This is a genomic window from Proteus sp. fly-1067 (genome assembly GCF_040139345.1).
Lineage (GTDB): Bacteria > Pseudomonadota > Gammaproteobacteria > Enterobacterales > Enterobacteriaceae > Proteus > Proteus vulgaris_B.
Map to the genome: position 1 here is coordinate 799,189 of NZ_JBEEUL010000001.1, position 25,101 is coordinate 824,289.

Genomic DNA, 25,101 nt, shown 5'->3' on the forward strand with positions numbered 1-25,101 from the left:
TGTTGAATGCGCTGAAGCCGAAGAAGTCGATCCGCGCAAAGCTGCTGTCGCTGCGGCTATTGCCAGAGTAAAAGCGAAAAAAGAAGCCGAACAACGTCGTGCTAAAGAAGAAGTTACCTTGGACTAATCACAGATGAAATTTAGACCGATACAAAATAACAACAGTAAATTAAAAATTGCGAGTTCCCCTTTTACGCATAATCAGCAATCCACCAGCCAAGTTATGCTATGGGTAACATTAGCGGCACTACCTGGGATCATCAGTCAGATCTATTTTTTTGGTTTAGGCACTATTTACCAAATTATATTAGCCATTATCGTTGCGCTTGTGGCTGAAACTGTGTGCGTAAAACTCAAAAAAGAAGATCCATTACTTTACCTTAAAGATAACTCCGCACTGCTTACTGGTGTATTACTAGCAATTAGTATTCCGCCTTTGGCACCATGGTGGATCATTGTCTTAGGTACATTTGTTGCTGTCGTTATCGCAAAACATATTTATGGTGGTTTAGGGCAAAATCCATTTAACCCCGCAATGGTAGGTTATGTGGTTTTACTAATTTCATTCCCAGTACAAATGACATCGTGGATGCCTCCTGTTGAATTACAAGCTGTCTCTTACAATGTCATGGATAGTTTAAGTATCTTCTTTACAGGTCATACATCATCAGGTTTAACACTTGAAGATTTAAGACGCTCTGTTGATGGCATTACACAAGCTACACCTCTTGATAGTTTTAAAACTGGATTACTCACTCATTCTATTGATGAAGTGTTAGCAACACCTATTTTACAAGGTGAATTTGCCGGTATTGGATGGCAATGGGTGAATGTCGCTTATTTAGTTGGTGGATTAGTTCTGCTCTATAAACGCATTATTAGCTGGCATATCCCTGTTGCAATGATCTCAATGTTAGCCTTATGTTCTGTTATTAGTTGGGGTATCGATCCTACTCGTTACTCACAACCCTTATTACAAATTTTCTCAGGGGCAACAATGTTAGGAGCTTTCTTTATAGCGACAGATCCTGTAAGTGCCTCTACAACCCCTAAAGGCCGTTTAATTTATGCGGGCATGATAGGCTTATTAGTATGGGTTATCCGTGTTTATGGTGGATATCCAGACGCTGTTGCATTCTCAGTATTACTTGCCAATATCGCCGTACCTTTAATCGATAGCTATACACGCCCTCGTGTTTATGGGCATTAATGTGCCAAGGAGAAAATGATGATCGAGATCTTAAAACGTCATGGGCTAACATTAGCTGTCTTTGCGGCTTGTACAACAGGTTTAACCGCTGTGGTATACCACTTAACCGCAGACACCATTGCAGAGCAAGTGGCTATAGAAAAACAAAGATTATTGGATCAGGTGATCCCCAAAACAATGTATGACAATGAGCTTTCTAAAGATTGTTATCTACTTACGGCACCTGAATTGGGGAATTCAAAACCTCATAAACTTTATGTAGCGCGTTTAGAAGGTAAACCCGTTGCAGCAGCCTTAGAATCTACTGCACCAGATGGCTATTCAGGTGCAATTGAACTTCTTGTTGGCGCTGACTTTAAAGGTAACGTTCTAGGTGTTCGTGTAACTGCACATAACGAAACTCCTGGTCTGGGTGATAAGATTGAAACGCGCATCTCCGATTGGATCACAACACTGAGCCATAAATTCATTTCCAGTGAAAACGATCCACATTGGGCGGTAAAAAAAGATGGTGGCGATTTTGATCAATTTACAGGTGCGACGATCACCCCCCGTGCTGTCGTTAACTCATCAAAACGCACAGCATGGCTAATACAATCATTACCAGAGAAGCTAGAAACGCTCTCTGTCTGTGAGGCGAATTAATATGAACTCCATTAAAACGCTCTTTGCTCAAGGGTTATGGACAAACAACTCAGCTCTAGTGCAATTACTTGGCCTATGCCCTTTACTTGCGGTTTCTTCTACAGCAACTAACGCGCTAGGCTTAGGACTTGCGACAACATTAGTGCTATTTTGCACTAATGTGGCAGTTTCAAGTTTACGTCGTTGGGTTCCTTCTGAAATTCGTATCCCAATTTATGTTATGATAATCGCGTCTGTCGTCAGTGCTGTGCAATTACTGATCAACGCATACGCCTATGGTTTATACCAATCGTTGGGGATCTTTATTCCATTAATAGTCACCAACTGTATTGTTATTGGCCGTGCTGAAGCCTTCGCCGCTAAAAATGAAGTCTTTCCTTCTGCCATTGATGGGTTAGCAATGGGATTAGGGGCAACAGCCGCACTCTTTGTGTTAGGCGCGATCCGTGAAATTTTAGGTAACGGAACATTATTTGACGGTGCAGATTTACTGTTAGGTGAATGGGCTCAAGTATTAAGAATCGAAATAGTTCATTTAGATTCACCCTTCTTACTTGCCATTTTACCGCCAGGTGCTTTTATCGGTTTAGGCTTTATGTTAGCGGGAAAATACCTTATCGATGAAAGACAGAAAAAGCGCAGCGCTTCGACAATGAAAACTTATGAAAAAGAGCAAGGCTGTGGTAGTCATATCGTTAAAAATTAATTTGTGAGCATAATGAATCAAGCAAAACGTATTGAAATTCTAACTCGGTTGCGTGATAACAATCCGCAACCTACGACAGAGCTAAAATTTGACTCTCCGTTTGAACTATTGATCTCCGTGTTACTCTCTGCACAAGCGACCGATGTGAGTGTCAATAAAGCAACCGCTAAGCTTTATCCAGTTGCCAACACACCACAAGCTATCCTGAATTTAGGAGTGGATGGACTTAAAAAATACATTAAAACCATTGGCCTATATAATACCAAAGCTGAAAATGTGATTAAGACCTGTCAAATTTTGGTGGATAAACATCACAGTGAGGTTCCTGAAAACAGAGAAGCCCTTGAAGCTTTGCCAGGTGTTGGTCGCAAAACTGCAAATGTTGTTTTAAACACCGCATTTGGCTGGCCAACAATTGCTGTCGATACACATATCTTTAGAGTGAGTAATCGTACAGGTTTTGCCCCCGGCAAGAATGTCAATGAAGTTGAGCAAAAACTCTTAAAGGTTGTTCCGGCAGAATTTAAAGTTGATTGCCATCACTGGCTTATTCTTCATGGTCGTTATACCTGTATTGCACGAAAACCACGGTGTGGCTCTTGTATTATTGAAGACCTGTGTGAATTTAAAGAAAAAACAGATCCTGAATAAAAATTTGCCGATTTGTCTGTTTTTCTGATGCAATATTACTTGCGTCGCTACGCACAATCGAATAAAACTATTGCCCACTTTTATTATTAAAACTGCCGACTTTCCGGAAAAATATGTTTCAAGACAATCCGCTGCTTGCACAGCTAAAACAGCAACTCCATGCCCAAACACCGCGCGTGGAAGGCCTTGTAAAGGGAACAGATAAAGGCTTTGGCTTCCTTGAAGTTGATGGTCAGAAAAGCTATTTTATTCCCCCTCCGCAAATGAAAAAAGTGATGCACGGCGACCGTGTAATTGCCGCTGTTCATACCAATAACGACAAAGAATCAGTTGAACCTGAAGAATTAGTTGAACCCTTTTTAACTCGTTTTGTCGGCCGTATTCAGAAAAAAGAAGGTGATAACCGTCTGTGGATAATACCAGACCATCCTCTACTAAAAGATGCTATTCCTTGCCGACCAGCCCAAAGCTTAACCCATAGTTTTGTCGATCAAGATTGGGCTGTTGCGGTCATGCGTCGTCATCCACTGAATAAAGGTGATAAAGGTTTTCAGGCAGAAATTACCGACTATATTACAGATAAAGACGATCACTTCGCCCCTTGGTGGGTAACCCTAATGCGCCATCAACTTGAGCGCGATGCACCAGAAATGGGCAACGAAGCACTTACATTACATGATGCGTTACCTCGTGAAGATCTGACTTCTCTCTCCTTTGTCACTATTGATAGCGCATCAACAGAAGACATGGATGACGCACTCTTTATTCGTAAAGAAGAGAATGGTCAATTAACGCTCTTTATCGCTATTGCCGATCCTACGGCTTATATTCTGCCAAATAGTGAATTAGATAAAATTGCGGCACAACGCGCACTAACTAACTATCTGCCGGGCTTTAATATCCCAATGTTGCCTCGTGAGCTATCTGATAACATCTGCTCATTACGCCCTAATGAAAAGCGCCCAGCACTAGTTTGCCAAGTCAGCATTGCACAAGATGGTGCATTACATGAAGATATTCACTTCTATTCAGCATGGGTAGAATCAAAAGCTAAACTGGTTTATGACCATATTTCAGATTGGTTAGAAGGCGGTAACAGCGATTGGAAACCAGAGAATGACATCGTTTATGAACAAGTAATGTTATTAAAAGAGATGTGTGAAAAACGTCATGAATGGCGTGAAAAACATGCTCTGGTCTTTAAAGAACGCCCTGATTACCGCTTTATTCTCGATGAAGGCGGTAATGTATTAGATATCGTGGCTGAAAATCGTCGTATTGCAAATCGTATTGTCGAAGAAGCAATGATCACTGCCAATATCTGCGCAGCTAAAGTATTAGCGAAAAACTTAGGCTTTGGTGTCTATAACGTTCACACTGGTTTTGATCCACTTTATATCGATCAAGTTGTACAAACTTTAAAAGATAATGGCATTGAAACCACTTCTGAAAGTTTGTTAACCCTTGAGGGTTTCTGCCAATTACGCCGTGAACTCGATAACCAACCGAATCAATTTCTTGATAGTCGTATTCGTCGTTATCAAAACTTTGCCGAAATCAAATCAGAGCCAGGTCCACACTTTGGTTTAGGGCTAGAAGCATATGCAACATGGACATCACCGATCCGTAAATACAGTGATATTTTAAACCATCGGTTACTGAAAGCGATTATCAGTAAAGAACCTGCTGAAAAACCACAAGAAGAAGATGGTATTCGCATTGCAGAACGCCGTCGTGCTAATCGTATGGCTGAACGAGATGTAGGTGATTGGTTATATGCACGTTTCTTAAAACCTTTTGCGGGTACTGAAACGCCATTTAACGCTGAAATTATCGATATTACGCGTGGTGGTATTCGTGTTCGTTTAGTTGAAAATGGCGCAGTAGCCTTTATTCCAGCTCCTTTCTTACATGCTGTACGTGATGAAATTCAATGCAGTCAAGAAACGGGTACAGTGATTGTGAAAGGTGAAAGTGCTTATAAACTCAATGATATCATTCCTGTTCGCATCGAAGATGTAAAACTTGAAACACGTAATATTGTTGCTCGCCCTATCTAATTAGTCTGTAGTCGGTATACAATAAAACTGATGGTTCATTTTGAGCCATCAGTTTTTTTATACCTCTTATCTTTGCTAGAAATTTAAAGGGAATAAAAAGGAATATTTTTATGGTATTAAGGAAATAAAATACTCACACCATAAATTTAGTAAATCACAAATGGATTGAATTAATGAAAGATAAAGTACAAATTAGCCGTTTTTTAAGCTATATATTGCGACACGCTCCTGAAAGTATCGGTTTATCACTTGATGATCAAGGATGGGGTGAAATATCACAATTGATCTTGTTAGCGCAGAAAAAAGGCACGCCACTAACCATTGAACTTATTAACGATGTGGTTAAAACGAATGATAAAAAACGTTTCGCTATTTCAGAAGATGGGCTTTTTATTCGTGCCGTTCAAGGACACTCTCTTAAGACTACCGTTGATTACCAAGCTATTACTCCTCCTAAAATACTTTATCACGGCACAGCAACTCGCTTTATCGACAGTATTTTTAATCAAGGTTTAATACCTAATGGTCGCCAATATGTTCATTTATCACAAGATCACAAAACAGCCGTGAATGTCGGCAATCGTCATGGAAAAGCTGTTGTTTTAATTGTTGATAGTGAAAAAATGTTTAGTGACGGTTTTGAATTTTATCAGGCTGATAATGGCGTATGGTTAACACTTTCCGTGCCTGTGAAATATCTAAAAATCGAAGAGAAAGAATAAAATGAAATATAAGCAATTAGGTGACATTGTCACCTATAATCTTGCTTATGCTGTTCTCTATTTGACTAATACTTAATCAGGATGACCAGTAATGGTTATTTTAGTACCCTTCTGATCTTCTTCTAACAACATTTCGGTAAAACCACCTGCAAACTGCTGTTCTATTATTAATTTTTTCGGGTTTTCCCAATTATAGTCAACAGAGACTGCATCATTTGTGTACTCTTTTTGGGCGTTGTTATTCACTTTAATGACTTTTTCAAGATAAGTTTCATCGTGTTCATCCACATATTTTTTATACGCATCAGTGATTGAAAGCCCCGCATAAATACAGTTGGTTATTGCCCCATGCTCGTAGACTTCATCCATTGTCTGCTCTGGTGAAGAACAATATTTATCATGAACAATCACTTTATCCATTTTACTTTCTGCCAAAAGCACAGAAGAATACAGCAATGTTACGATCATCAAATACGCTTTCATAAAATACCTTTAAAAAGACAGCTATTAATGACAATAAAAAATGCGCTAATCTCAATAGAAAATCAGCGCATCATTATTCATTTCGTTGCTAGCTAACTAAATCAGCCACCAGCCAGTTTAACTTTCATTCCTTTGGCTTCTAATAGCGATTTAATTAAATCACGTTTATCACCTTGGATCTCAATTAAACCGTCTTTTACACTACCACCACAGCCACATTTTTTCTTCAGTTCGGCAGCAAGCTTGGCCAGCTCAGCATCATCCAGATCGATACCTGAAACAACACAAACACCTTTACCTTTGCGCCCACTAGTTTGACGCTGAATACGCACAATGCCATCACCGACAGGACGTACAGGCTTTTGTTCTTCTTCTTTAATGCGACCCGCATCTGTGGAATAAACCAAACGAGAGTTATTATCCATGTTAATTACATACCTTGTATATATTCGTCATACTTTTAAGATCCAGTGCATTGCCAACTTAGCTAAACCTTGAATTATTTAGAGTATAGAACGATTAATTTGTTGTAATGTTTCAAGAGGATTATCACTACGTGTAATAGGACGTCCAATCACCATATAATCAACGCCTGCAGCAATGGCTTGTTCTGGTGTCATTACTCGACGCTGATCACCGACATCACTCCCTGCTGGGCGAATACCTGGTGTCACTAATAAGAAATCATCACCACAAACTTGTTTAAAACGTGTCGCTTCATGTGCAGAGCAAACAACACCATCAAGACCACAAGATTTTGTCAGCAATGCCAAGCGCTCCGCTTGTTCTGCTGGTGTTAATGTTATACCCAATTCAATCAGATCAGATTTATCCATACTTGTTAACACCGTTACGGCTGTTAAAAGTGGTGCATCTTTGCCATAGGATGTAAGGCTCTCTTTAGCTGCACGCATCATGCGACTGCCTCCACTAGCATGTACGTTCACCATCCATACGCCTAAATCAGCTGCGGCTGCAACGGCTCTTGCAACTGTATTTGGAATATCATGAAATTTTAGATCCAAGAAAATATCAAAACCGTCTTTTTGTAACTGTGTGACAAATTGAGGTCCAAAACGGGTAAACATCTCTTTACCTATTTTTAAACGGCAAGATGAGGGATCGATACGTTGTGCAAAATCTAATGCACTTTTTTGATCTTCATAGTCTAATGCCACAATAACGGGCGCGCAGGTGAACTCGGGCGATTTTTTATCACAATGAAATGACATTTTAGGGCCTTTATTTATAAAGAGACTATTAAAAAAGTGACATCGTCACTGACCATCTAAACCGCGAATAGGTTTAACGGTATCCCATGAACGACAGGATGGACAATGCCAATATAATGCATGAGAGGTAAAACCACATTTATGACAACGATAATCTGGTTTGGTACGAATTTGTTCACCAACCATATAACGCAATAAGATAAGACTTTCTTTAGCACGACCTTCTTCTGCTTCAGCTAAATGGTAACGCATTAAGCGATAGAAAAGTCGCATTGTAGGATGGCGTTCTAATTGTCGATTAATATAAAGCTGAGCGGCTTCAATACCTTCTTTGGCTTCAATAATATCCGCAAGGTAAAGTTCAGCAATTGCACCGCTATTACTATCAACACATTGGCGTAAATACGCCTCCCAACGAGAATTATCTTCTTGTGTCTGGAAACATTCAAAAAGCATAGGCAGTGTTTCACTCACCATTTCTTTATCTTGCTCGATAACTTTCATCAGCACTTCAATGGCTTTTTGTTTCTCATCACGAGCAATATAAATACGTCCATACATAATTGAAACACGAGCACAGAGAGGATCTGCTTGGCCTGCTTTTTGTAGAAAATTAAGTGCACTATCAAGATTATCACTACTCATTTCTTGAAGTGCCAACTCACAGTAAAAATGTGATATTTGTTCTTTTAATTCATGCTGACCTAATTTTACTAATTTTTCAGCTGTTTCGATGGCTTTGCTCCAATCGCTAGTTAACTGGTAAATAGCCAGCAAAGATTGTAACGCACTTTGGCGAAACTCTTGCTCATCAATAAGTTGCTGAAACATATTTTCAGCTCGATCGTAAACACCCGCAGCAACATAGTCACGGCCAAGTTGTTGAACAGCAAGGAGGCGTTGCTCAAAAGAAAGCGCCGCACTTTCCATTAAGGATTGGTGAATACGAATTGCGCGTTCAACTTCACCACGAGAGCGGAAAAGATTGCCTAACGTAAGATGTGCTTCAAAAGCAGAACTATCTTCTTTAAGCATTTCAAGGAAGAGATCAACTGCTTTATCTTGTTGATCTGAAAGTAAGAAGTTAACACCTGCCACGTATTCTCGTGACAGGCGATCAGCATTCTGCTGTTTATCCTGTTGAGCGCCACGACGCCCCATATACCAGCCGTAAGCTGCCGCGACAGGTAGTAACAGAAACAGCAATTCTAGCATCAGCTATCGTCCTTATTTCGTAGCAGAAGCAACCGTTGGGCGACTTTCTTGACTTTCTTGTTTGTTTTGAGCACTTTCAAGACGTTTAATCTTACGTTTTGCTCGGCCTAATGATAAACGGGCGCGCAAATAGAAAACACCACTTACAATCCAACCAAGAATAAAGCCTACACCAAACAGTGTGGCTAACAAGGTAGAAATACGATATTCACCTTGAGCAATAAGGTAATTGAATGTGACTACCTGATCGTTATTTGAGCCTAAAGTCATGGCAATGACCACGATGGCAAAAACAAGAATAACCAAAATAAAAAGTAGGACTTTTTTCACATTATTTCCTTTTTTATTCTCTTTTCTTTAGTGGACAGATAAAGGTAGCATTTTCACTGCGCACAAAGAAAGTCATTTCTTAGAATCAACTGATTTTCGTATATTTTTTCACATAAATACTGAAAAAGACATTCTGTATCTCAAAAATAAGGGCTATCGTCAGGATTTGAGTAATAAACGTCGCTCAATCACCTTAAATGCACACCAAACCAGCACAGTACTAATAAGAATACCTACAATCACATCGGATGCCCAGTGCATTCCCAACACAATACGCCCTACAGTGACATCGATTCCCCATAATAACCCGAGTGTTGCCAAAAAATAATGACGGCACAACATAAAAAGGACAAAAACAAACAAGGCGAGTGTTGCTGCAAATAAGCTATGCCCTGATGGAAAAGCATAACCGGTTTCCGCTTTCCAATGTTTAAGTTGCCATCCTGGGATCACAGGAGAATTTGCCAATCCATTTTGGAGCAATTGTTCCCGCTCTGATCTGGAAACTTGATAAAATTCCTCTGATGTAATGTGTAAATTGCTACTGACCCAAATAACATAAGGACGAGGTTCTTTGACTGTATTTTTAACTGCAACCTTAATTAATTGCCCAACGGCTAAGGTCGCAATAATTATCACGGCTAATTGAATAAAGTTATTACGTTTTAATTTTAAAGCCATAAACAGTAATACTAAAAACACAATAACACTAATGGCTCCCCAAGGTTTAGCTGCACTGTCTGCTATCCACAATGTGCTTATTCCCCCTAAAGGATGGTCAGTCGGTTGCCATTGCCAACCCAGCATTAACACTACACTAGGTATGCTCAAGAGCAATATACTGCCTAATAAAATTAATATTGTTATCTTCTTATTCAAATATCTACCCTTCTCAAATACAAATACTGTCTTTCGTTTATCTTTGAAGTTTATCAGTATAAACGATGCTCGTTTAGCAATAAATCATTATGCACTAAGGCTCAAAATCTGATAATTTGTGGTGGTGTGAATTTATAAGTGTGTGTTAACCCATTTCCTTGCCTATCAGACATGGAAACATTTCAGTGTTTTATTTCTCTTTGTTCTCGTTATAAAGTGTATAATCTTGAACGAGAGTTTCACCTGAAATTATGAGTCAAAAATAATGAAATTAAGACGTATCGCAGAAGCAAAACTACCTACTCCTTTTGGTGAGTTTTTAATGGTCGGTTTTGAAGAAATCGCAACAGGTAAAGATCACGTCGCCCTAGTCTATGGCGATATCTCAGGCTCAGAACCTGTATTATCTCGTATTCATTCAGAATGCTTAACGGGTGATGCCTTATTTAGTTTGCGTTGTGATTGTGGCTTCCAACTTGAAGCTGCACTTTCACAAATAAGCAAAGCAGGCCGTGGTGTCTTACTTTATCATCGCCAAGAAGGCCGGAATATTGGTTTACTGAATAAAATAAGAGCTTACGCATTACAAGATAAAGGATTAGATACCGTTGAAGCAAACCTCGAATTAGGTTTTAAAGCTGACGAACGCGATTTTACCCTTTGTGCTGACATGTATAATCTATTAGGTGTTCATGAAGTGCGGTTATTAACCAATAATCCGAAAAAAATTGAAATCATGAAAACCGCAGGCATTAATGTTATCGAGCGAGTTCCTTTGATTGTCGGGCGTAATCCAAGTAATGCTCATTATCTTGATACTAAAGCCGATAAAATGGGCCATCTTTTATTTAAGAAAGCGCAATAATAAAGTAACAGCACAGCATTAATTATTTTCAAATCCGAGTCTAAGTTGCTCGGATTTTCTATTTATTCCTTTTATTCTATTACTTTATAAATTAATTCTTTATCTATTTTTCTTTTCTTACATCTGATTTTACACCTTTTTTATCATTAAATTATATCATGTGAAAATTTATCATATGCGATTTCATTGACTCTCTATCGGTTCCTAAGTTATTTATTAATAAATAAATTTTGATAGGAATGCATTATGCCATTACATTTTTCTGGTAGGATTTTCAGCGCGCTATTATTAGTAGGAACATTATTAACAGGATGTGATAATAACGATAAAAACAGCTATTCAATCAAAGTTGGTGTGATCAATGGTGCTGAACAAGATGTGGCTGAAATTGCCAAAAAAGTGGCTAAAGAAAAATATGGCTTAGAGGTTGAATTAGTAGGTTTTAGTGGCTCATTATTACCAAATGATCCCACAGCGAATAAAGAATTAGATGCTAATGTTTTTCAACATCGTCCTTTTCTTGCTCAAGATAATCAATCTCGTGGTTATAATTTAGTGGCTGTTGGCAATACCTTTGTTTTCCCTATGGCTGGCTATTCAACAAAAATTAAACACCCTTCTGAGTTAAAGTCTGGTGACACCATTGCAGTTCCTAACGATCCAACCAATTTGGGCCGAGCTTTACTGTTATTAGATAAAGAAAAACTTATCACATTAAAACCAAATAGTGGCTTATTACCTACGGCTATTGATATTATTGATAATCCTCTTAAATTAAAAATTATGGAGCTAGAGGGCGCACAATTACCACGAGTGTTAAACGATCCTAAAGTCACCGTTGCCATTATTAGCACCACCTACATCCAACAAATTAATTTATCTCCGACAAAAGACAGTATTTTTATTGAAGATAAAAACTCACCTTACACCAATATTATTGTGGCAAGAGAAGATAATAAAGACGCTGATAATGTACGTGATTTTATCAAAGCTTATCAATCTCCCGAAGTTGCAACAGCCGCCGAAACCATTTTTAATGGTGGCGCAGTTCAAGGTTGGTAAAATTTATTAGCTTTTTTTATGACATACTCCACTTAAACTACCTAAATAAACGCCTCATTAAACTTTTATAATGAGGCGTTTGTTTTTAGATTAAACCGTAAAACGAATTACAGCATATTACGAATAACATAATGTAATATGCCACCGTGTTGGAAATAAGCGAGTTCGGTTTGTGTATCAATACGGCAACGCGCCATAATAGTTTCAGTGCGATTATCCGCAAAAGTAATATTAACCGCGACATCTTGGCTTGGTGTTAATGCATTAAGTCCGGTGATCTCAATTTTCTCATCACCTTTTAAGCCTAATGTTTGACGTGTAACACCTGCGGGGAATTCTAACGGTAAAACACCCATACCAATCAAGTTAGAACGATGAATACGCTCAAAAGAACCCGCAATCACGACACGAACACCTAATAAACGCGTTCCTTTTGCGGCCCAGTCACGGCTAGAGCCTGAACCATACTCACTCCCTGCAATGATCGCCAGTGGGGTGTTTTCTTGCTGATAACGCATTGCAGCATCATAAATTGCTAACGTTTCCCCTGTTGGAATATGTTTGGTAAAACCACCTTCAATTCCCGGAACCATTTCATTACGAATACGAATATTGGCAAAGGTGCCTCGCATCATAACTTCATGATTACCACGTCGAGAGCCGTAGGAGTTAAAATCTTTCGGTTCTACCCCATGTTCACGCAAATAACGCCCTGCGGGACTATCGGCTTTAATGTTTCCAGCAGGTGAAATATGGTCAGTTGTTACCGAATCACCTAAAATTGCCAAGATACTGGCTTGATGAATATCATTAATTGGTGCTGGCGTTTTCGTCATTCCTTTAAAGAAAGGTGGATGACGAATATAAGTAGAATCTGCCTGCCAAGTATAAACTGGCGTATTTTGTGTTTTCAGTGATTTCCATGTTTCATCTCCCTCAAACACCGCAGAGTACTCTTTATGGAACATCTCCGTTTTCACTTTTTCAACAGCATCCGCAATAGCCTTACTGTCAGGCCAAATATCTTTTAAGTAAACAGGGTTACCCTGCTTATCTTTACCTAAAGGCTCTTTAGTAAGATCGATACTCATATTTCCTGACAATGCATAAGCAACCACTAGCGGAGGCGAAGCTAACCAGTTGGTTTTCACTAATGGATGGATACGACCTTCAAAGTTACGATTACCTGATAATACCGCTGCAATAGTTAAATCATTGTCTTTAATTGCGCTTTCAATTGGCGCTAATAAAGGCCCTGAATTACCAATACAAGTAGTACAACCGTAACCCACAAGATTAAAACCTAACTCATCAAGATAAGGCGTTAATCCCGCTAAATTAAGGTAATCTGTGACGACTTTAGAGCCGGGTGCTAAAGAGGATTTAACCCAAGGCTTACGTTGCAATCCTTTTTCTACTGCATTTTTAGCCAGTAACCCCGCAGCCATTAAGACATTTGGATTTGAAGTATTTGTACAGGATGTGATTGCGGCAATAACGACAGCGCCATCAGTGAGTTTAAATTCAGGATAATTATCAATTTTTACTTCAGGAAAGTGTGAAAGTGGTTTCTTGTTTGTTTCAAGCTCCACTGCCGCTTTAAATGCATTAGGAACACTTGCTAAATTTACTCTATCTTGAGGACGTTTAGGTCCAGCTAGGCTTGCTTCAACGGTTCCCATATCAAGAGATAATGTAGAGGTGAAGATAGGCTCATCACCTGTATGACGCCATAAACCTTGTTCTTTACTATAAGCTTCAACTAAAGCAATTTCTTGCTCTTCTCGCCCAGTTAAACGCAAATAATCAAGCGTAATATTGTCTATTGGGAAAAAGCCACATGTTGCTCCGTATTCTGGCGACATATTAGCTATTGTTGCCCGATCAGCTAAAGGTAATGAGGCTAAACCATCTCCGTAAAACTCAACAAATTTTCCTACTACACCGTGGGCTCGTAACATTTGGGTGACAGTAAGCACAAGATCTGTTGCTGTAATACCTTCTCGCAGTTTGCCTGTCAGTTTAAAACCAACAACATCAGGAATAAGCATTGAAATAGGCTGACCTAACATTGCTGCTTCAGCTTCAATACCTCCAACCCCCCAACCTAAAACACCGAGGCCATTAATCATGGTTGTGTGAGAATCTGTTCCTACTAAGGTATCTGGATAAGCTACATAGCGACCATCTTTTTCTTCAGACCAGATAGCTTTACCTAAATACTCAAGGTTTACCTGATGGCAAATCCCTGTTCCTGGTGGCACAACACGAAAACGCTCAAACGATTGCTGCCCCCAACGCAAGAAAAGATAACGTTCATAATTGCGTTCCATTTCTATTTCAACGTTTTCAGCAAATGCATTTTTACTTGCGTATTCATCAACCATCACAGAGTGATCGATAACTAAATCAACAGGCGACAATGGATTAACCTTTTCCACCTGTCCGCCTAATGATTTTACTGCTTCTCGCATTGCGGCTAAGTCAACAACAGCAGGTACACCTGTAAAATCCTGCATTAAAACCCTTGCTGGTCGATAAGCTATTTCACGAGATGCATGAGCTGTTTTTTGCCAATCAACTAACGCCTTAATATCATCTTCAACAACCGTATCATTATCGAGATAACGTACTAAATTTTCTAACAGTACCTTCAGAGATTTAGGAAGACGGGTAATATCACCTAATTGACGAGCAACTTCAGTAAGGCGGTAATACTCATATTCACGTGATCCAACTAAGAGCGTGGAATGACTCTCTTTTTTCAAGTGTAACGACATAGCTCCTCCTTCTTATTTTTATACTGACAGCATGTTTAAACCATCAAAATAGGTAAGGTTATCTATTAAACATATCATATAACTTATAATTTGGCTTAAGGATCACACAATTTGTTAACGTAATGTTATGGCCGTCATGGTGTTAATAAATTTTAGTCTCAAGATTTTCATCTAATTAGGATTTAATAACGGAGTTATAACTATGAAAGGATGAAATTTATGAATAATAAACAATCTGAGTTACTAAAGAATATAATGAGTGCCGATCATTACTTTGCTGAACCTATCACGCCTCCTTTCCCGCAAACTTTATCGATAAACCCATTACATTCTCAAAATCTAAAAGATACTGAAGGCTTGGTACAATTTATTATCGCCTCACCAAAATTGTTTGAAGAATTTGAAATAGAAAAAATGTTAAAACTTAAAAATATTCAAATTGGACTTATTTCTATCATAGCGAACCATCTTGCCGCATTAAAAAAGGAAGACAACGAAGCCTATTATCGTCCTGAACATTGGTTAGAGACGCTGAATCATCTTCCTCTTTTAGGACAAAATAAGGTGGAAACAAGAAATCTCCACAAACAGACATTTGATCTTTCGGTTGCTCAAGCTTTTATTCAGTTATTACTCGGTACAGCGATTAATGCCACCTCACCTGCTTTAAGTGAGTTTATTGATTTTTTACGTACTCAAGGCCAAAAAATAGAAATTGGATTACGACAATCATTAGATAGTTATCAAACAATAACCGTTGCAGGAGTGACCGAGATCCTTAATCATAACAACCACCTTATTTTTGTACCTAAGTTAAAAATCCTGAGCTTACGTTTTTCATATCAATCAGCAAAAATGCTCCTTGCCAGTTGTATTGGACGTAAATTTACTGTGTCTTTAGAGTACAGCACGATCACCTCTATCTTTGATGCTAATGCACTAGATGATCCGGAAATTAATCAACAGTTTTATGATTTTTTAAATAAATATCGTCAACTAAGAATTACAAAATCAGACGCTTTTTTTAGTGGGGATTTTTATTTGAAATAAGTTATGCGGGGTTAAGATTGATGATTACGCTTGAAGGCGGGAATTACCCGCCTTTCAGTATTAAACTAATGGCAATTCAATATCTTTAAATAGCTCTTCAATTTCTTCATGTGTTCGCAATGTAACTGCTTGTTCAATTAAATTACGAGTTAGATGTGGGGCAAAACGCCACATAAAATCATACATATAACCACGTAAGAAACCACTGCGGCGGAACGCAATTTTCGTGGTGCTGTAGCTAAACTTATCGCGCATATCAATCGCCACCAAATCACTGTCTAGCACAGGATCAAACGCCATACTAGCAATTACACCAATACCTAAATGCAATCTTACATACGTTTTAATGACATCAGCATCTGTTGCAGTGAAAACAATTTTAGGTTTTAAACCTACTTGGCCAAAAGCATCATCAAGATCAGAACGCCCTGTAAAACCTTGGGTATAAGTCACGATGTCGTAACCAGCAAGCTCTTTCAGTGTGACTTCTCTTTTTTGTGCTAAAGGATGATCTTTAGGAACCACCACAATACGATTCCATCGATAACAAGGTAGCATTACTAAATCGTTATAAAGATGCAGTGACTCTGTCGCAATAGCGAAATCACTTTTACCTCTGCAAACATCTTCAGCTATTTGTGTTGGTGAACCTTGATTCATATGTAATGAAACATCAGGATAACGCTCAATAAAGCCTTTTATCACAGGTGGCAATACATAACGAGCTTGAGTATGTGTTGTTGCAATAGACAGTGAACCTCTATCTGGATAAGTATGTTCCCCTGCGGCAGAGCGGATAGCTTCTGTTTTTGATAAGATTTCTCTAGACAGCCTAACAATCTCTTCACCTGCGGGTGTCACATGCGTTAAATGTTTACCACTACGAGAAAATATTTGTATACCTAATTCATCTTCTAACATGCGGATCTGCTTACTTATCCCCGGTTGAGATGTATACAAACGCTCTGCCGTGGTTGATACATTTAAATCGTTATTCACCACTTCAACGATATAACGCAACTGTTGTAATTTCATAGAGAGGCTATCCCTTCAACAAAAGACTTATTATTCCGTTATTCTATTTATATTCATATAACTAAAAAGAATAATAAAGATGTAATATATAACCACTATATCACTTATTTCATTTCGGTCTAACGTAATTAATAGGGTTATTTAGGTTTTGTTATATCGAATGGTTATAAGCTATAAATAAGCATAAAAAAAGCTGACTAAATGTCAGCTTTTTTTCTAGAACAATAATGGCTTTAAATTATTTAATTACACCGCATGCCATTCTTGCACCACCACCGCCAAGCGCTTCTGGATTATCTGAATAGTTATCACCACCGACATGCACCATTATGGCTTTATCTTTCACTTGCTCAAGTTTAGTTAATTTTGGCGCTAATACTGCGTAATCAGCAACACCTTTAACATTAACAACCAATCCAGGTAAATCACCTAAGTGCCCTTCTTTATTATAAGGCCCCAAATGAACACCCGTTTTTTCAGGATCTAAATGACCACCCGCTTTTAAAGCAGGGACAGGTTTACCCTCTTTCATATCTGGCTCACAAGAGCCATTAGCATGAATATGAAAACCATGCACACCGGGGGTTAATCCTGTCAATTTTGGAGTAAATAACAGCCCATAATCGGTTTCTGTGATGGTAACAACACCAATATCGTTACCTGCACCTGTAGGAAGCGCTTCTTTCAACGTGACATCTAATGTGGCTGCACTCACCACTGAGGTGAAGAGTAAACTAGAGAGTAACAAAGGCATCAGTTTCATAGTATCTCCGTCTTATTATTAGCAAAGTAAAATATCAGACAAATAGAAATTAACCACTTATACTGTTTCAATGTACATTAATTAGCATATCTTCTTCATACAAAAAAAGCGACTAACTCTCATTAGTCGCTTTTTTATTTATCGAGTGATACCAATGTTATTTGGTTTTTTCAACCCATTTACCATCGATATAAAACGCAGACCAACCCGTTGCTTTGCCATCTTTTTCAGAAGAAACATATTGTTGTTTAGTTTTACGACTAAACCGCACAATAGTTGGATTTCCTTCTGGATCAGCCACAGGCGCTTCAGCTAAATAACGCATTTTCTCTGCTAATCTGTCTTTAAAGCGAACCAATTCTTCTACTTTTGGTGCGCGCGTTTCTCTTGATTTAGGGAAAGTATTTGCGGCTAAGAATACACCCGCGGCACCATCACGTAAGACAAAATACGCATCAGATTTTTCACACGGCAACTCAGGAAGCGGTACAGGATCTTCCTTCGGTGGCGCAATTTCACCACTTTTTAAGATTTTACGGGTATTTTTACATTCATCATTGGTGCAACCCATGTATTTACCAAAACGCCCCATTTTCAGATGCATTTCAGAGCCACATTTATCACACTCTATGACAGGCCCTTCGTAACCTTTTAAGCGGAACTCACCCTCTTCGACTTCATAACCATCACATGCCGGATTATTACCACAAACATGTAATTTACGATGCGTGTCAATCAGGTAGCTGTCCATTGCAGTACCACATTTCGGACAACGACGACGTGCACGTAATGCGTTAGTTTCTGCATCTTCCCCTTCAAGAATATTCAATAATTCATCTTCAGGGATAAGGTTAATAGTCTGTTTACAACGTTCTTTTGGTGGCAATGCGTAACCTGAGCAGCCTAAGAACACCCCCGTTGTTGCCGTTCGAATTCCCATATGACGAGAACATGTCGGACATTCAATTGAGGTAATAACCATTGGGTTTGGTCGCATTCCGCCTTCTTCAGGATCTTTTTCAGCCACTTCGAGTTGCTGACTAAAATCTGAGAAAAACGCATCTAATACCGCTTTCCAATTTTCTTCATTATTCGCAACATGGTCGAGGTGATCTTCCATTTGCGCAGTGAAATCGTAATTCATTAAATCGCTAAAATTCTCTTCTAAGCGATCAGTAACAATTTCACCCATTTTTTCTGCATAAAAACGGCGATTTTCAACTTTTACATAACCACGATCTTGAATAGTGGAAATAATAGACGCATAAGTTGAAGGACGACCAATACCGCGTTTTTCTAATTCTTTAACTAACGTAGCTTCACTAAAACGTGCTGGTGGCTTAGTAAAGTGTTGAGTTGGCTCTAATTCAACTAAAGCAAGTTTTGCGCCAACATCAACAGCCGGCAACGTCTTATCTTCATCTTTATTACGCATTGCCGGCATCACTTTCGTCCAACCTGCAAAACGTAGAGTACGACCTTTAGCACGTAATTTATAATCACCTGATTCGACTGTTAATGTCGTTGAATCATATTTTGCTGGTGTCATTTGACACGCCACAAATTGATTCCAAATTAGTTGATATAATCGTTTGGCATCGTTATCCATATCTTTTAAAGATTCTGCGATAACGTTGATATCCGAAGGACGAATAGCTTCGTGCGCTTCTTGCGAATTTTCTTTGCTCGAATAAACATTTGGCTCTTTCGGCAAATACTTAGCACCAAATTGCTCACTAATATAATCACGCGCCATTTGAATTGCATCCTGACTTAAGTTAGTCGAGTCAGTACGCATATAGGTAATATAACCAGCTTCATAAAGGCGTTGAGCTAGCATCATTGTCTTTTTCACACCAAAACTTAAACGCGTACTTGCCGCTTGTTGTAAAGTTGATGTGATAAGTGGTGCGCTTGGTTTGCTTGATGTTGGTCTATCTTCACGATCTTTTACTGTGAAGGTTGCATTTTTTAATGCATTAACCGCAACCTGTGTTTCATCAGATGAAACAGGATTGAAGGCTTTATCATTATAATGCGTGACTTCCATACGCAATGGTTGTTCATCAGGTGTTAATAATGATGCGTGTAACTGCCAATATTCTTCAGGAACAAAGGCTTTAATTTCACGCTCACGTTCAACCAATAGACGAACAGCGACAGATTGCACTCGACCCGCAGATAATCCACGAGCGACTTTTTTCCAAAGTAAAGGTGAAACCATATAGCCCACAACACGATCCATAAAACGACGTGCTTGTTGCGCGTTAACGCGGTCTATATTTAACTCACCTGGAGTTTGGAAAGCTTGTGTAATAGCATTTTTCGTGATTTCGTTAAAAACCACTCGACTAAATCTTTCATCATCACCGCCGATAACTTCGCGTAAATGCCACGCGATAGCTTCTCCTTCGCGGTCAAGGTCCGTTGCGAGATAGACATGATCAGCTTTATCAGCCAATGCTTTTAGTTCAGCCACAACCTTTTCTTTGCCGGGTAGAATTTGATAGTTCGCATTCCATCCATTATAGGGGTCTATTCCCATACGGCTGACTAAGGCTGATTTCTCATCCTTTTTAACTTTTTTCACGCCTTTCGTGGCGGATGAGTTTTCGCTCTTCTGGCTGCCAGAACCACTCTTGGGCAAATCACGAATGTGACCCACGCTAGATTTAACTACGTAGTCATTGCCAAGATATTTATTGATCGTTTTGGCTTTTGCCGGGGACTCCACGATTACAAGAGCTTTACCCATAATTACCTTTACCTAATTAAACTTTGTTATGACGGTATTGTTTAATACCCTCAACTAAAAAAATGTTTAAAATCTCTTTTTTATATTGCGTTAGTTTTGCAATATATCAACCTGTTTTTATTCAAAGCTTTTGTTTGAGCTCAAAACTCATTACTTTTTTTGAGGTATTTTAATCACCTCACTGCTTTGATCGGGCAACGGGCAAATTATATTTGCTACATATAGCGTAGCTAAGCTTTTAAAAATGCCACACTCTACCTGATAAAAAGTGAGGCGCAACAAATTATTTTTCTAAGGAGCACAAATTATGTCAACACAAACTACACCGATTACAACAGAGATGCTACTTGAAAAAGCGAATAAAATCATATGTGAACATGAAGATTATTTACAAGGTATGCATGCAGATTCTGTTGAACAAAAAGGTAATGTCCTCGTATTTAAAGGCGAATTTTTTTTAGATGAGCAAGGTTTACCTACAGCAAAAAGCACTGCGGCTTTTAATATGTTTAAGCATTTAGCACATGTGTTATCAGATAAGTATCATTTAGAATAATCGCCGTTAGGATTATTTCACACTTAATCTCACTATCGAGAAAGAGGCGTTACTTGCCAGTTATTGCTTTTTCAAAAAAATAACTAGCATAAAAAATCACATACAAAGAATAAAAATGCAAAAAAGGAAGGCGATTTATTGTTTTCTGATGTTTATGATTATACCTACCTATTAATATAATCAGTAATATCAATTATTTTTATTTTGTTTTTACCGCTATATTGGCACCTCCTAGAAAGAGGAAATATTTACCCTGTTGTTGTTAAGCAATATCAATTATTTCTTTGATTGCCAGTGAATACTTCACTGGCTTTTTTTTGCCTTATTGCAATACGATTTGCCAATAAGACATCAAAATAGCGGTTTGAAAAATTCAAGAAGTGTTGATAAACAAGAAGGGAAAATAACAGCGATACCAAGCTTTAAGTTTTAAATTCTCGGTATCGCTAAATAAAGCTTAATCTTGTGTACTCGTTTGGGTTATAGCAATGGTTTTTTACTTCTTTGAACCCAGCGCATCATCAATTTATCAACGCTTTCCATTGCACCGCCCGTCACACGTTCAACCATTTTCTTTTTAAGAACATATTGAACAGAAAAGACTTCATAGTCGTTAATGTGATTAATTAACCAGTCATCACTCACACCAACTTCATCAATTAAGCCTTTATTCAATGCTTCTGTGCCGTACCAATATTCTCCAGTCGCGACACTATCAATATCAAGTTGAGGGCGGTATTTATGTACAAAAGATTTAAATAACAAGTGTGTTTCATTTAAATCTTGTTTAAATTTCTCACGACCTTCTTCTGTGTTTTCACCCAACAAAGTTAATGTACGTTTATATTCACCAGCAGTATGTAACTCAACATCAATATCATTTTTCTTAAGCAATCGGTGAATGTTAGGGATTTGAGCAACGACACCAATTGAGCCAATAATCGCAAAAGGTGCTGCGACGATTTTATCAGCCACACAGGCCATCATATATCCACCACTTGCGGCGACTTTATCGACAACCGCAGTAAGTTTAATGCCTTTTTCTTTTAAACGTGTTAATTGCGCAGCAGCTAGCCCATATCCATGAACCATACCACCTGGGCTTTCTAAACGGAGTAAAACTTCATCACCGGTTTGGGCAACAGAAAGAATGGCACTGATCTCTTCACGTAATGCACCTACTTCATGCGCATCCATACTACCATTGAAATCAAGAACATATAAACAAGGTTTTACAACGCCTTTCTTACCTTCTTTCGCATTGTTTTTACTTTGTTTATTTTCTTTTTTCTGCTGTTTTTTAAACGCTTTGTACCAGACCTTTAATTCAGCATCATCCATTCTCGCTTGTTGCATTACCCGCTGTTTTTCTTCATAAGCTTCAGCAAGATCTGTCACTTTTAACGTGCCTTTTCGATTTTGCTTCTTATTTCCAATAACGATAAAAAACAACACAATAGCGATAATAGCCACGACAACCGTGGCGATCTCTGCTAAAAACAGTCCATATTGTAAAATATACTCCACAAAGACCTCTTTTTAAGGTTAATAACACTGACTAAAACCAATATGCCTAGTTTAACGAAATTCTGCTCTAGCGCTAGTCACAAAGGCATAATTATGGGCAATACCATAAAGAAAATAGCCATAAATTGTAAACAAAAAACTAGACTAAACTGGTCGCTAGACAAATAAGACGTTACACTTTATTTACTTTTTACTAGACAGGATATCAATATGTTGCAATATCAACCGGATTATAGCGTGCTAAAAGATAAAATTATTCTAGTAACTGGTGCTGGTGATGGCATAGGAAAAGAAGCCGCACTAACTTATGCGCAATATGGCGCAACACTTATCTTATTAGGCCGTACTTTATCAAAACTTGAAGATGTTCAAGAAGAAATCATTACATCAGGAGGACAACAACCGATGTTGTATCCCCTTGATTTACTTACAGCAACTGAAAATGATTTTCAGCAATTTGCTGATACGCTTGTTAAACGCTTTCCTCACCTTGATGGTGTGCTACAAAATGCAGGTCTGCTAGGTGTTGTTGAACCAATCATTAATCAACCAAGTAACCTTTGGCATGATGTTATGCAAGTTAACGTCAACGCGACATTCATGCTGACTAAAGCACTGTTACCTTTAATGCTAAAAGCCCCTCATGCAAGTCTTATTCTCACCACATCCAGTGTCGGGCGCCAAGGTCGTTACGGTTGGGGCGCTTATTCTGTTTCCAAATTCGCAACAGAAGGCTTTATGCAGGTACTCAATGAAGAATATAACGATAGCACCTTACGAATTAACTGCATTAATCCTGGTGGCACTCGTACCGCAATGAGAGCCAGTGCGTTTCCTGATGAAAATGCACAAAAGCTAAAAACACCTAAAGACTTAATGCCGTTGTATCTCTACTTGATGAGTGATGACAGCATTGATGTAAAAGGACAATCTTTAGATGCCCAACCAGGCCGTAAAGCTGGCCCTGCTGAATAACATAAACTCGAGGTCAAAAATGAATGATGCACAACACCAAAAACGCCAACAACGTTTAAAAGAGAAAGTAGATACCCGAATTGAGCAAGCTCAACGAGAACAAGGTATTTTGATGATATTTACAGGTAATGGTAAAGGTAAAACGACGGCAGCGATGGGCACAGCGACACGTGCTGTTGGTCATCAAAAAAAAGTCGGTGTTGTGCAATTTATTAAAGGAACATGGGAGAACGGTGAACGTAATTTATTAGAACAATTTGGTGTGCCTTTTTATGTCATGGAGACAGGCTTTACTTGGGAAACTCAAGATAAAAGTACTGATACAACTGCTTGCTTAAATACATGGCAATATGCACTCAAACTGCTTAACAACCCAGAGTATGATTTAGTTATCCTTGATGAAATTACCTATATGATTAGCTTTAACTATTTACCATTAGATGAGGTTATTTCAGCGATTAGCTCTCGCCCTGCGCACCAAAACGTTATTATTACAGGGAGAGGCTGCCATAGAAAATTAATTGAGTTAGCTGATACGGTGACAGAAATGCGTCCTGTCAAACATGCTTTTGATAGTGGGATAAAAGCACAACAAGGCATAGATTGGTAACTCTGAGTAACAAGCGCAATCTAAACATTACATAAGAATGGGCTCTCCTAAAATACCCGCACCAAATATGCGTCCATTTTTTTTAATAAAATCTAAATACATCTCTCTATCAACAAAAATATGTCTTCTTATTTGTTGATCATAGAGTATTGCCATCTTCATAATATGTTTATGATACTCATCATAAAATAATATTCTTTCAGTAGAGTTTCTCGATGTTAAATATTTTTTAACTATTTCGTGGATACTTATTGCCTCTTTCATTAAGTTTTCATCACTGAAACTAAAGTTAGCTTCTAACGGAGATAAACTATCTGTTCGTGTATTATTTTCATCGATCCAGTTAAATTGATTTTCTGCTTTATATTGGGTTAATAAATCACGCTCTGAATAAAATTTAATACCATAGGGAAACTTAATAATATATTGATGGAAATCATTTTTTGTAAAACATTTGGTCAACACATTTACTTTTTCATTACCTTCCCAATCAGATAAATAAGTAGGTAATGATTCATCGATTGGAATATCACAATTAAATATATTATTATCAATAAAGAGAGAATCTGAGCTATTTATCGCACCTCTTAAAAGTATACCATTTACCCATACAGTACGCTCCTCTATGTGCATCTCTTCAGATGGAGTATATTCTTGTTTAAATAATGCTGTAAAACTATAATATATATCCCTATTAGGATTAATTATGCCGCCCCGATTTCCCGGATAAACCATAAATATACTTTGTTTGCCTTGCCCATCAACAAGTACATGTTCACCATTATTTAGTTTGATTTTTTTTACTTCACCTTTTCCCATTACAAATTTAATATTATCAATTTTAAACTCTAAAAGTTCTAATTGGTTATTACTGATGTAGAAAACACCATTTTGCTTTTCTCTTATTGCGGGATAATCACACCCCGTGACTAAAGAGGTTATATATAATGCTGCTATCAAATAAAAATAACGATACATATTATTTTGAAT

At 38.2% G+C, this 25,101-nt stretch carries 24 protein-coding genes; 12 read left to right on the forward strand and 12 right to left on the reverse strand.

Translation table 11 applies throughout. The features are described from left to right. Positions 1–133: 133 nt before the first annotated feature. The 6 genes from rsxD (at position 134) to ABN217_RS03675 (ending at position 5,994) form a co-directional block, all read left to right on the forward strand. On the forward strand, positions 134–1,210 hold the full coding sequence (rsxD, locus tag ABN217_RS03650; protein ID WP_109408770.1) for an electron transport complex subunit RsxD: 1,077 nt from the start codon (positions 134–136) through the stop codon (positions 1,208–1,210). 18 nt (positions 1,211–1,228) lie between these two features. Then, positions 1,229–1,855 carry an electron transport complex subunit RsxG gene (gene rsxG, locus ABN217_RS03655; protein ID WP_196553101.1) on the forward strand — a complete coding sequence of 209 codons (627 nt, stop codon included), beginning with the start codon at positions 1,229–1,231 and terminating at the stop codon, positions 1,853–1,855. A gap of 1 nt (position 1,856) precedes the next feature. Further along, entirely contained in the window at positions 1,857–2,561 is a 705-nt protein-coding gene (locus ABN217_RS03660) for an electron transport complex subunit E (RefSeq protein ID WP_036937069.1), read from the forward strand. A 12-nt stretch (positions 2,562–2,573) separates the two neighbouring features. After that, complete coding sequence (gene nth / locus ABN217_RS03665; protein WP_109408768.1) at positions 2,574–3,212, forward strand: endonuclease III; 639 nt, start codon at positions 2,574–2,576, stop codon at positions 3,210–3,212. A 113-nt stretch (positions 3,213–3,325) separates the two neighbouring features. Next, positions 3,326–5,272: an exoribonuclease II gene (locus tag ABN217_RS03670; RefSeq protein ID WP_349459080.1), complete on the forward strand. Its 1,947-nt coding sequence runs from the start codon at positions 3,326–3,328 to the stop codon at positions 5,270–5,272. 173 nt (positions 5,273–5,445) lie between these two features. Beyond that, positions 5,446–5,994, forward strand: a complete 549-nt coding sequence (locus ABN217_RS03675; RefSeq protein ID WP_349459081.1) for an RNA 2'-phosphotransferase — start codon at positions 5,446–5,448, stop codon at positions 5,992–5,994. 72 nt (positions 5,995–6,066) lie between these two features. Here the strand turns inward: ABN217_RS03675 and ABN217_RS03680 are convergent, their stop codons facing one another. From ABN217_RS03680 to pgpB, 6 genes are all read right to left on the reverse strand, one after another. Then, a complete protein-coding gene (locus ABN217_RS03680; protein WP_340896437.1) occupies positions 6,067–6,477 on the reverse strand; it encodes a hypothetical protein in 411 nt (136 codons plus the stop codon). Between the two features lie 101 nt (positions 6,478–6,578). Then, positions 6,579–6,902, reverse strand: coding sequence for a stress response translation initiation inhibitor YciH (yciH, locus tag ABN217_RS03685; RefSeq protein ID WP_072068012.1), 324 nt, complete (start codon positions 6,900–6,902; stop codon positions 6,579–6,581). A 78-nt stretch (positions 6,903–6,980) separates the two neighbouring features. Next, positions 6,981–7,709: an orotidine-5'-phosphate decarboxylase gene (pyrF, locus tag ABN217_RS03690; protein ID WP_196553105.1), complete on the reverse strand. Its 729-nt coding sequence runs from the start codon at positions 7,707–7,709 to the stop codon at positions 6,981–6,983. A 45-nt stretch (positions 7,710–7,754) separates the two neighbouring features. Beyond that, positions 7,755–8,924 carry a lipopolysaccharide assembly protein LapB gene (lapB, locus tag ABN217_RS03695; RefSeq protein WP_196553106.1) on the reverse strand — a complete coding sequence of 390 codons (1,170 nt, stop codon included), beginning with the start codon at positions 8,922–8,924 and terminating at the stop codon, positions 7,755–7,757. Positions 8,925–8,936: 12 nt separating this feature from the next. Then, positions 8,937–9,254 (reverse strand): lipopolysaccharide assembly protein LapA domain-containing protein, encoded by a 318-nt coding sequence (locus ABN217_RS03700; RefSeq protein ID WP_196553107.1) that lies wholly within the window; start codon positions 9,252–9,254, stop codon positions 8,937–8,939. A 159-nt stretch (positions 9,255–9,413) separates the two neighbouring features. After that, the gene (pgpB, locus tag ABN217_RS03705; RefSeq protein ID WP_164526288.1) at positions 9,414–10,133 is read right to left on the reverse strand and encodes a phosphatidylglycerophosphatase B; all 720 of its coding nucleotides are present in this window, start codon (positions 10,131–10,133) and stop codon (positions 9,414–9,416) included. 265 nt (positions 10,134–10,398) lie between these two features. Between pgpB and ribA the strand changes: the two genes are divergently transcribed. Together ribA and nlpA are read left to right on the forward strand one after the other, a co-directional pair. Next, positions 10,399–10,998: a GTP cyclohydrolase II gene (ribA, locus tag ABN217_RS03710; RefSeq protein ID WP_072068007.1), complete on the forward strand. Its 600-nt coding sequence runs from the start codon at positions 10,399–10,401 to the stop codon at positions 10,996–10,998. A 246-nt stretch (positions 10,999–11,244) separates the two neighbouring features. Next, entirely contained in the window at positions 11,245–12,060 is an 816-nt protein-coding gene (nlpA, locus tag ABN217_RS03715) for a lipoprotein NlpA (RefSeq protein ID WP_196553108.1), read from the forward strand. A gap of 107 nt (positions 12,061–12,167) precedes the next feature. On the opposite strand, the gene acnA is transcribed toward nlpA, so the two are convergent. After that, positions 12,168–14,840, reverse strand: a complete 2,673-nt coding sequence (acnA, locus tag ABN217_RS03720; protein WP_197269237.1) for an aconitate hydratase AcnA — start codon at positions 14,838–14,840, stop codon at positions 12,168–12,170. 219 nt (positions 14,841–15,059) lie between these two features. Here acnA and ABN217_RS03725 point away from each other — a divergent pair, with 219 nt between their 5' ends. Beyond that, complete coding sequence (locus ABN217_RS03725) at positions 15,060–15,890, forward strand: Evf family palmitoylated virulence factor (RefSeq protein WP_196553110.1); 831 nt, start codon at positions 15,060–15,062, stop codon at positions 15,888–15,890. Positions 15,891–15,950: 60 nt separating this feature from the next. Here the strand turns inward: ABN217_RS03725 and cysB are convergent, their stop codons facing one another. The 3 genes from cysB to topA all read right to left on the reverse strand — a co-directional run bounded on the left by cysB (position 15,951) and on the right by topA (position 20,443). After that, entirely contained in the window at positions 15,951–16,925 is a 975-nt protein-coding gene (gene cysB, locus ABN217_RS03730; RefSeq protein ID WP_072068003.1) for an HTH-type transcriptional regulator CysB, read from the reverse strand. A gap of 238 nt (positions 16,926–17,163) precedes the next feature. Next, entirely contained in the window at positions 17,164–17,688 is a 525-nt protein-coding gene (sodC, locus tag ABN217_RS03735; protein ID WP_197269238.1) for a superoxide dismutase family protein, read from the reverse strand. A gap of 157 nt (positions 17,689–17,845) precedes the next feature. Beyond that, positions 17,846–20,443, reverse strand: coding sequence for a type I DNA topoisomerase (gene topA, locus ABN217_RS03740; protein WP_072068002.1), 2,598 nt, complete (start codon positions 20,441–20,443; stop codon positions 17,846–17,848). 307 nt (positions 20,444–20,750) lie between these two features. Between topA and ABN217_RS03745 the strand changes: the two genes are divergently transcribed. After that, positions 20,751–20,999, forward strand: coding sequence for a YciN family protein (locus tag ABN217_RS03745; RefSeq protein ID WP_072068001.1), 249 nt, complete (start codon positions 20,751–20,753; stop codon positions 20,997–20,999). A gap of 480 nt (positions 21,000–21,479) precedes the next feature. Here the strand turns inward: ABN217_RS03745 and sohB are convergent, their stop codons facing one another. Next, positions 21,480–22,526: a protease SohB gene (gene sohB, locus ABN217_RS03750; protein WP_072068000.1), complete on the reverse strand. Its 1,047-nt coding sequence runs from the start codon at positions 22,524–22,526 to the stop codon at positions 21,480–21,482. A gap of 213 nt (positions 22,527–22,739) precedes the next feature. Here sohB and ABN217_RS03755 point away from each other — a divergent pair, with 213 nt between their 5' ends. After that, positions 22,740–23,501: a YciK family oxidoreductase gene (locus tag ABN217_RS03755; protein ID WP_349459114.1), complete on the forward strand. Its 762-nt coding sequence runs from the start codon at positions 22,740–22,742 to the stop codon at positions 23,499–23,501. 19 nt (positions 23,502–23,520) lie between these two features. Further along, positions 23,521–24,111, forward strand: coding sequence for a cob(I)yrinic acid a,c-diamide adenosyltransferase (gene cobO, locus ABN217_RS03760; RefSeq protein ID WP_196553113.1), 591 nt, complete (start codon positions 23,521–23,523; stop codon positions 24,109–24,111). A gap of 27 nt (positions 24,112–24,138) precedes the next feature. Here the strand turns inward: cobO and ABN217_RS03765 are convergent, their stop codons facing one another. Further along, positions 24,139–25,089: a hypothetical protein gene (locus tag ABN217_RS03765; protein ID WP_196553114.1), complete on the reverse strand. Its 951-nt coding sequence runs from the start codon at positions 25,087–25,089 to the stop codon at positions 24,139–24,141. Positions 25,090–25,101: the final 12 nt, after the last annotated feature.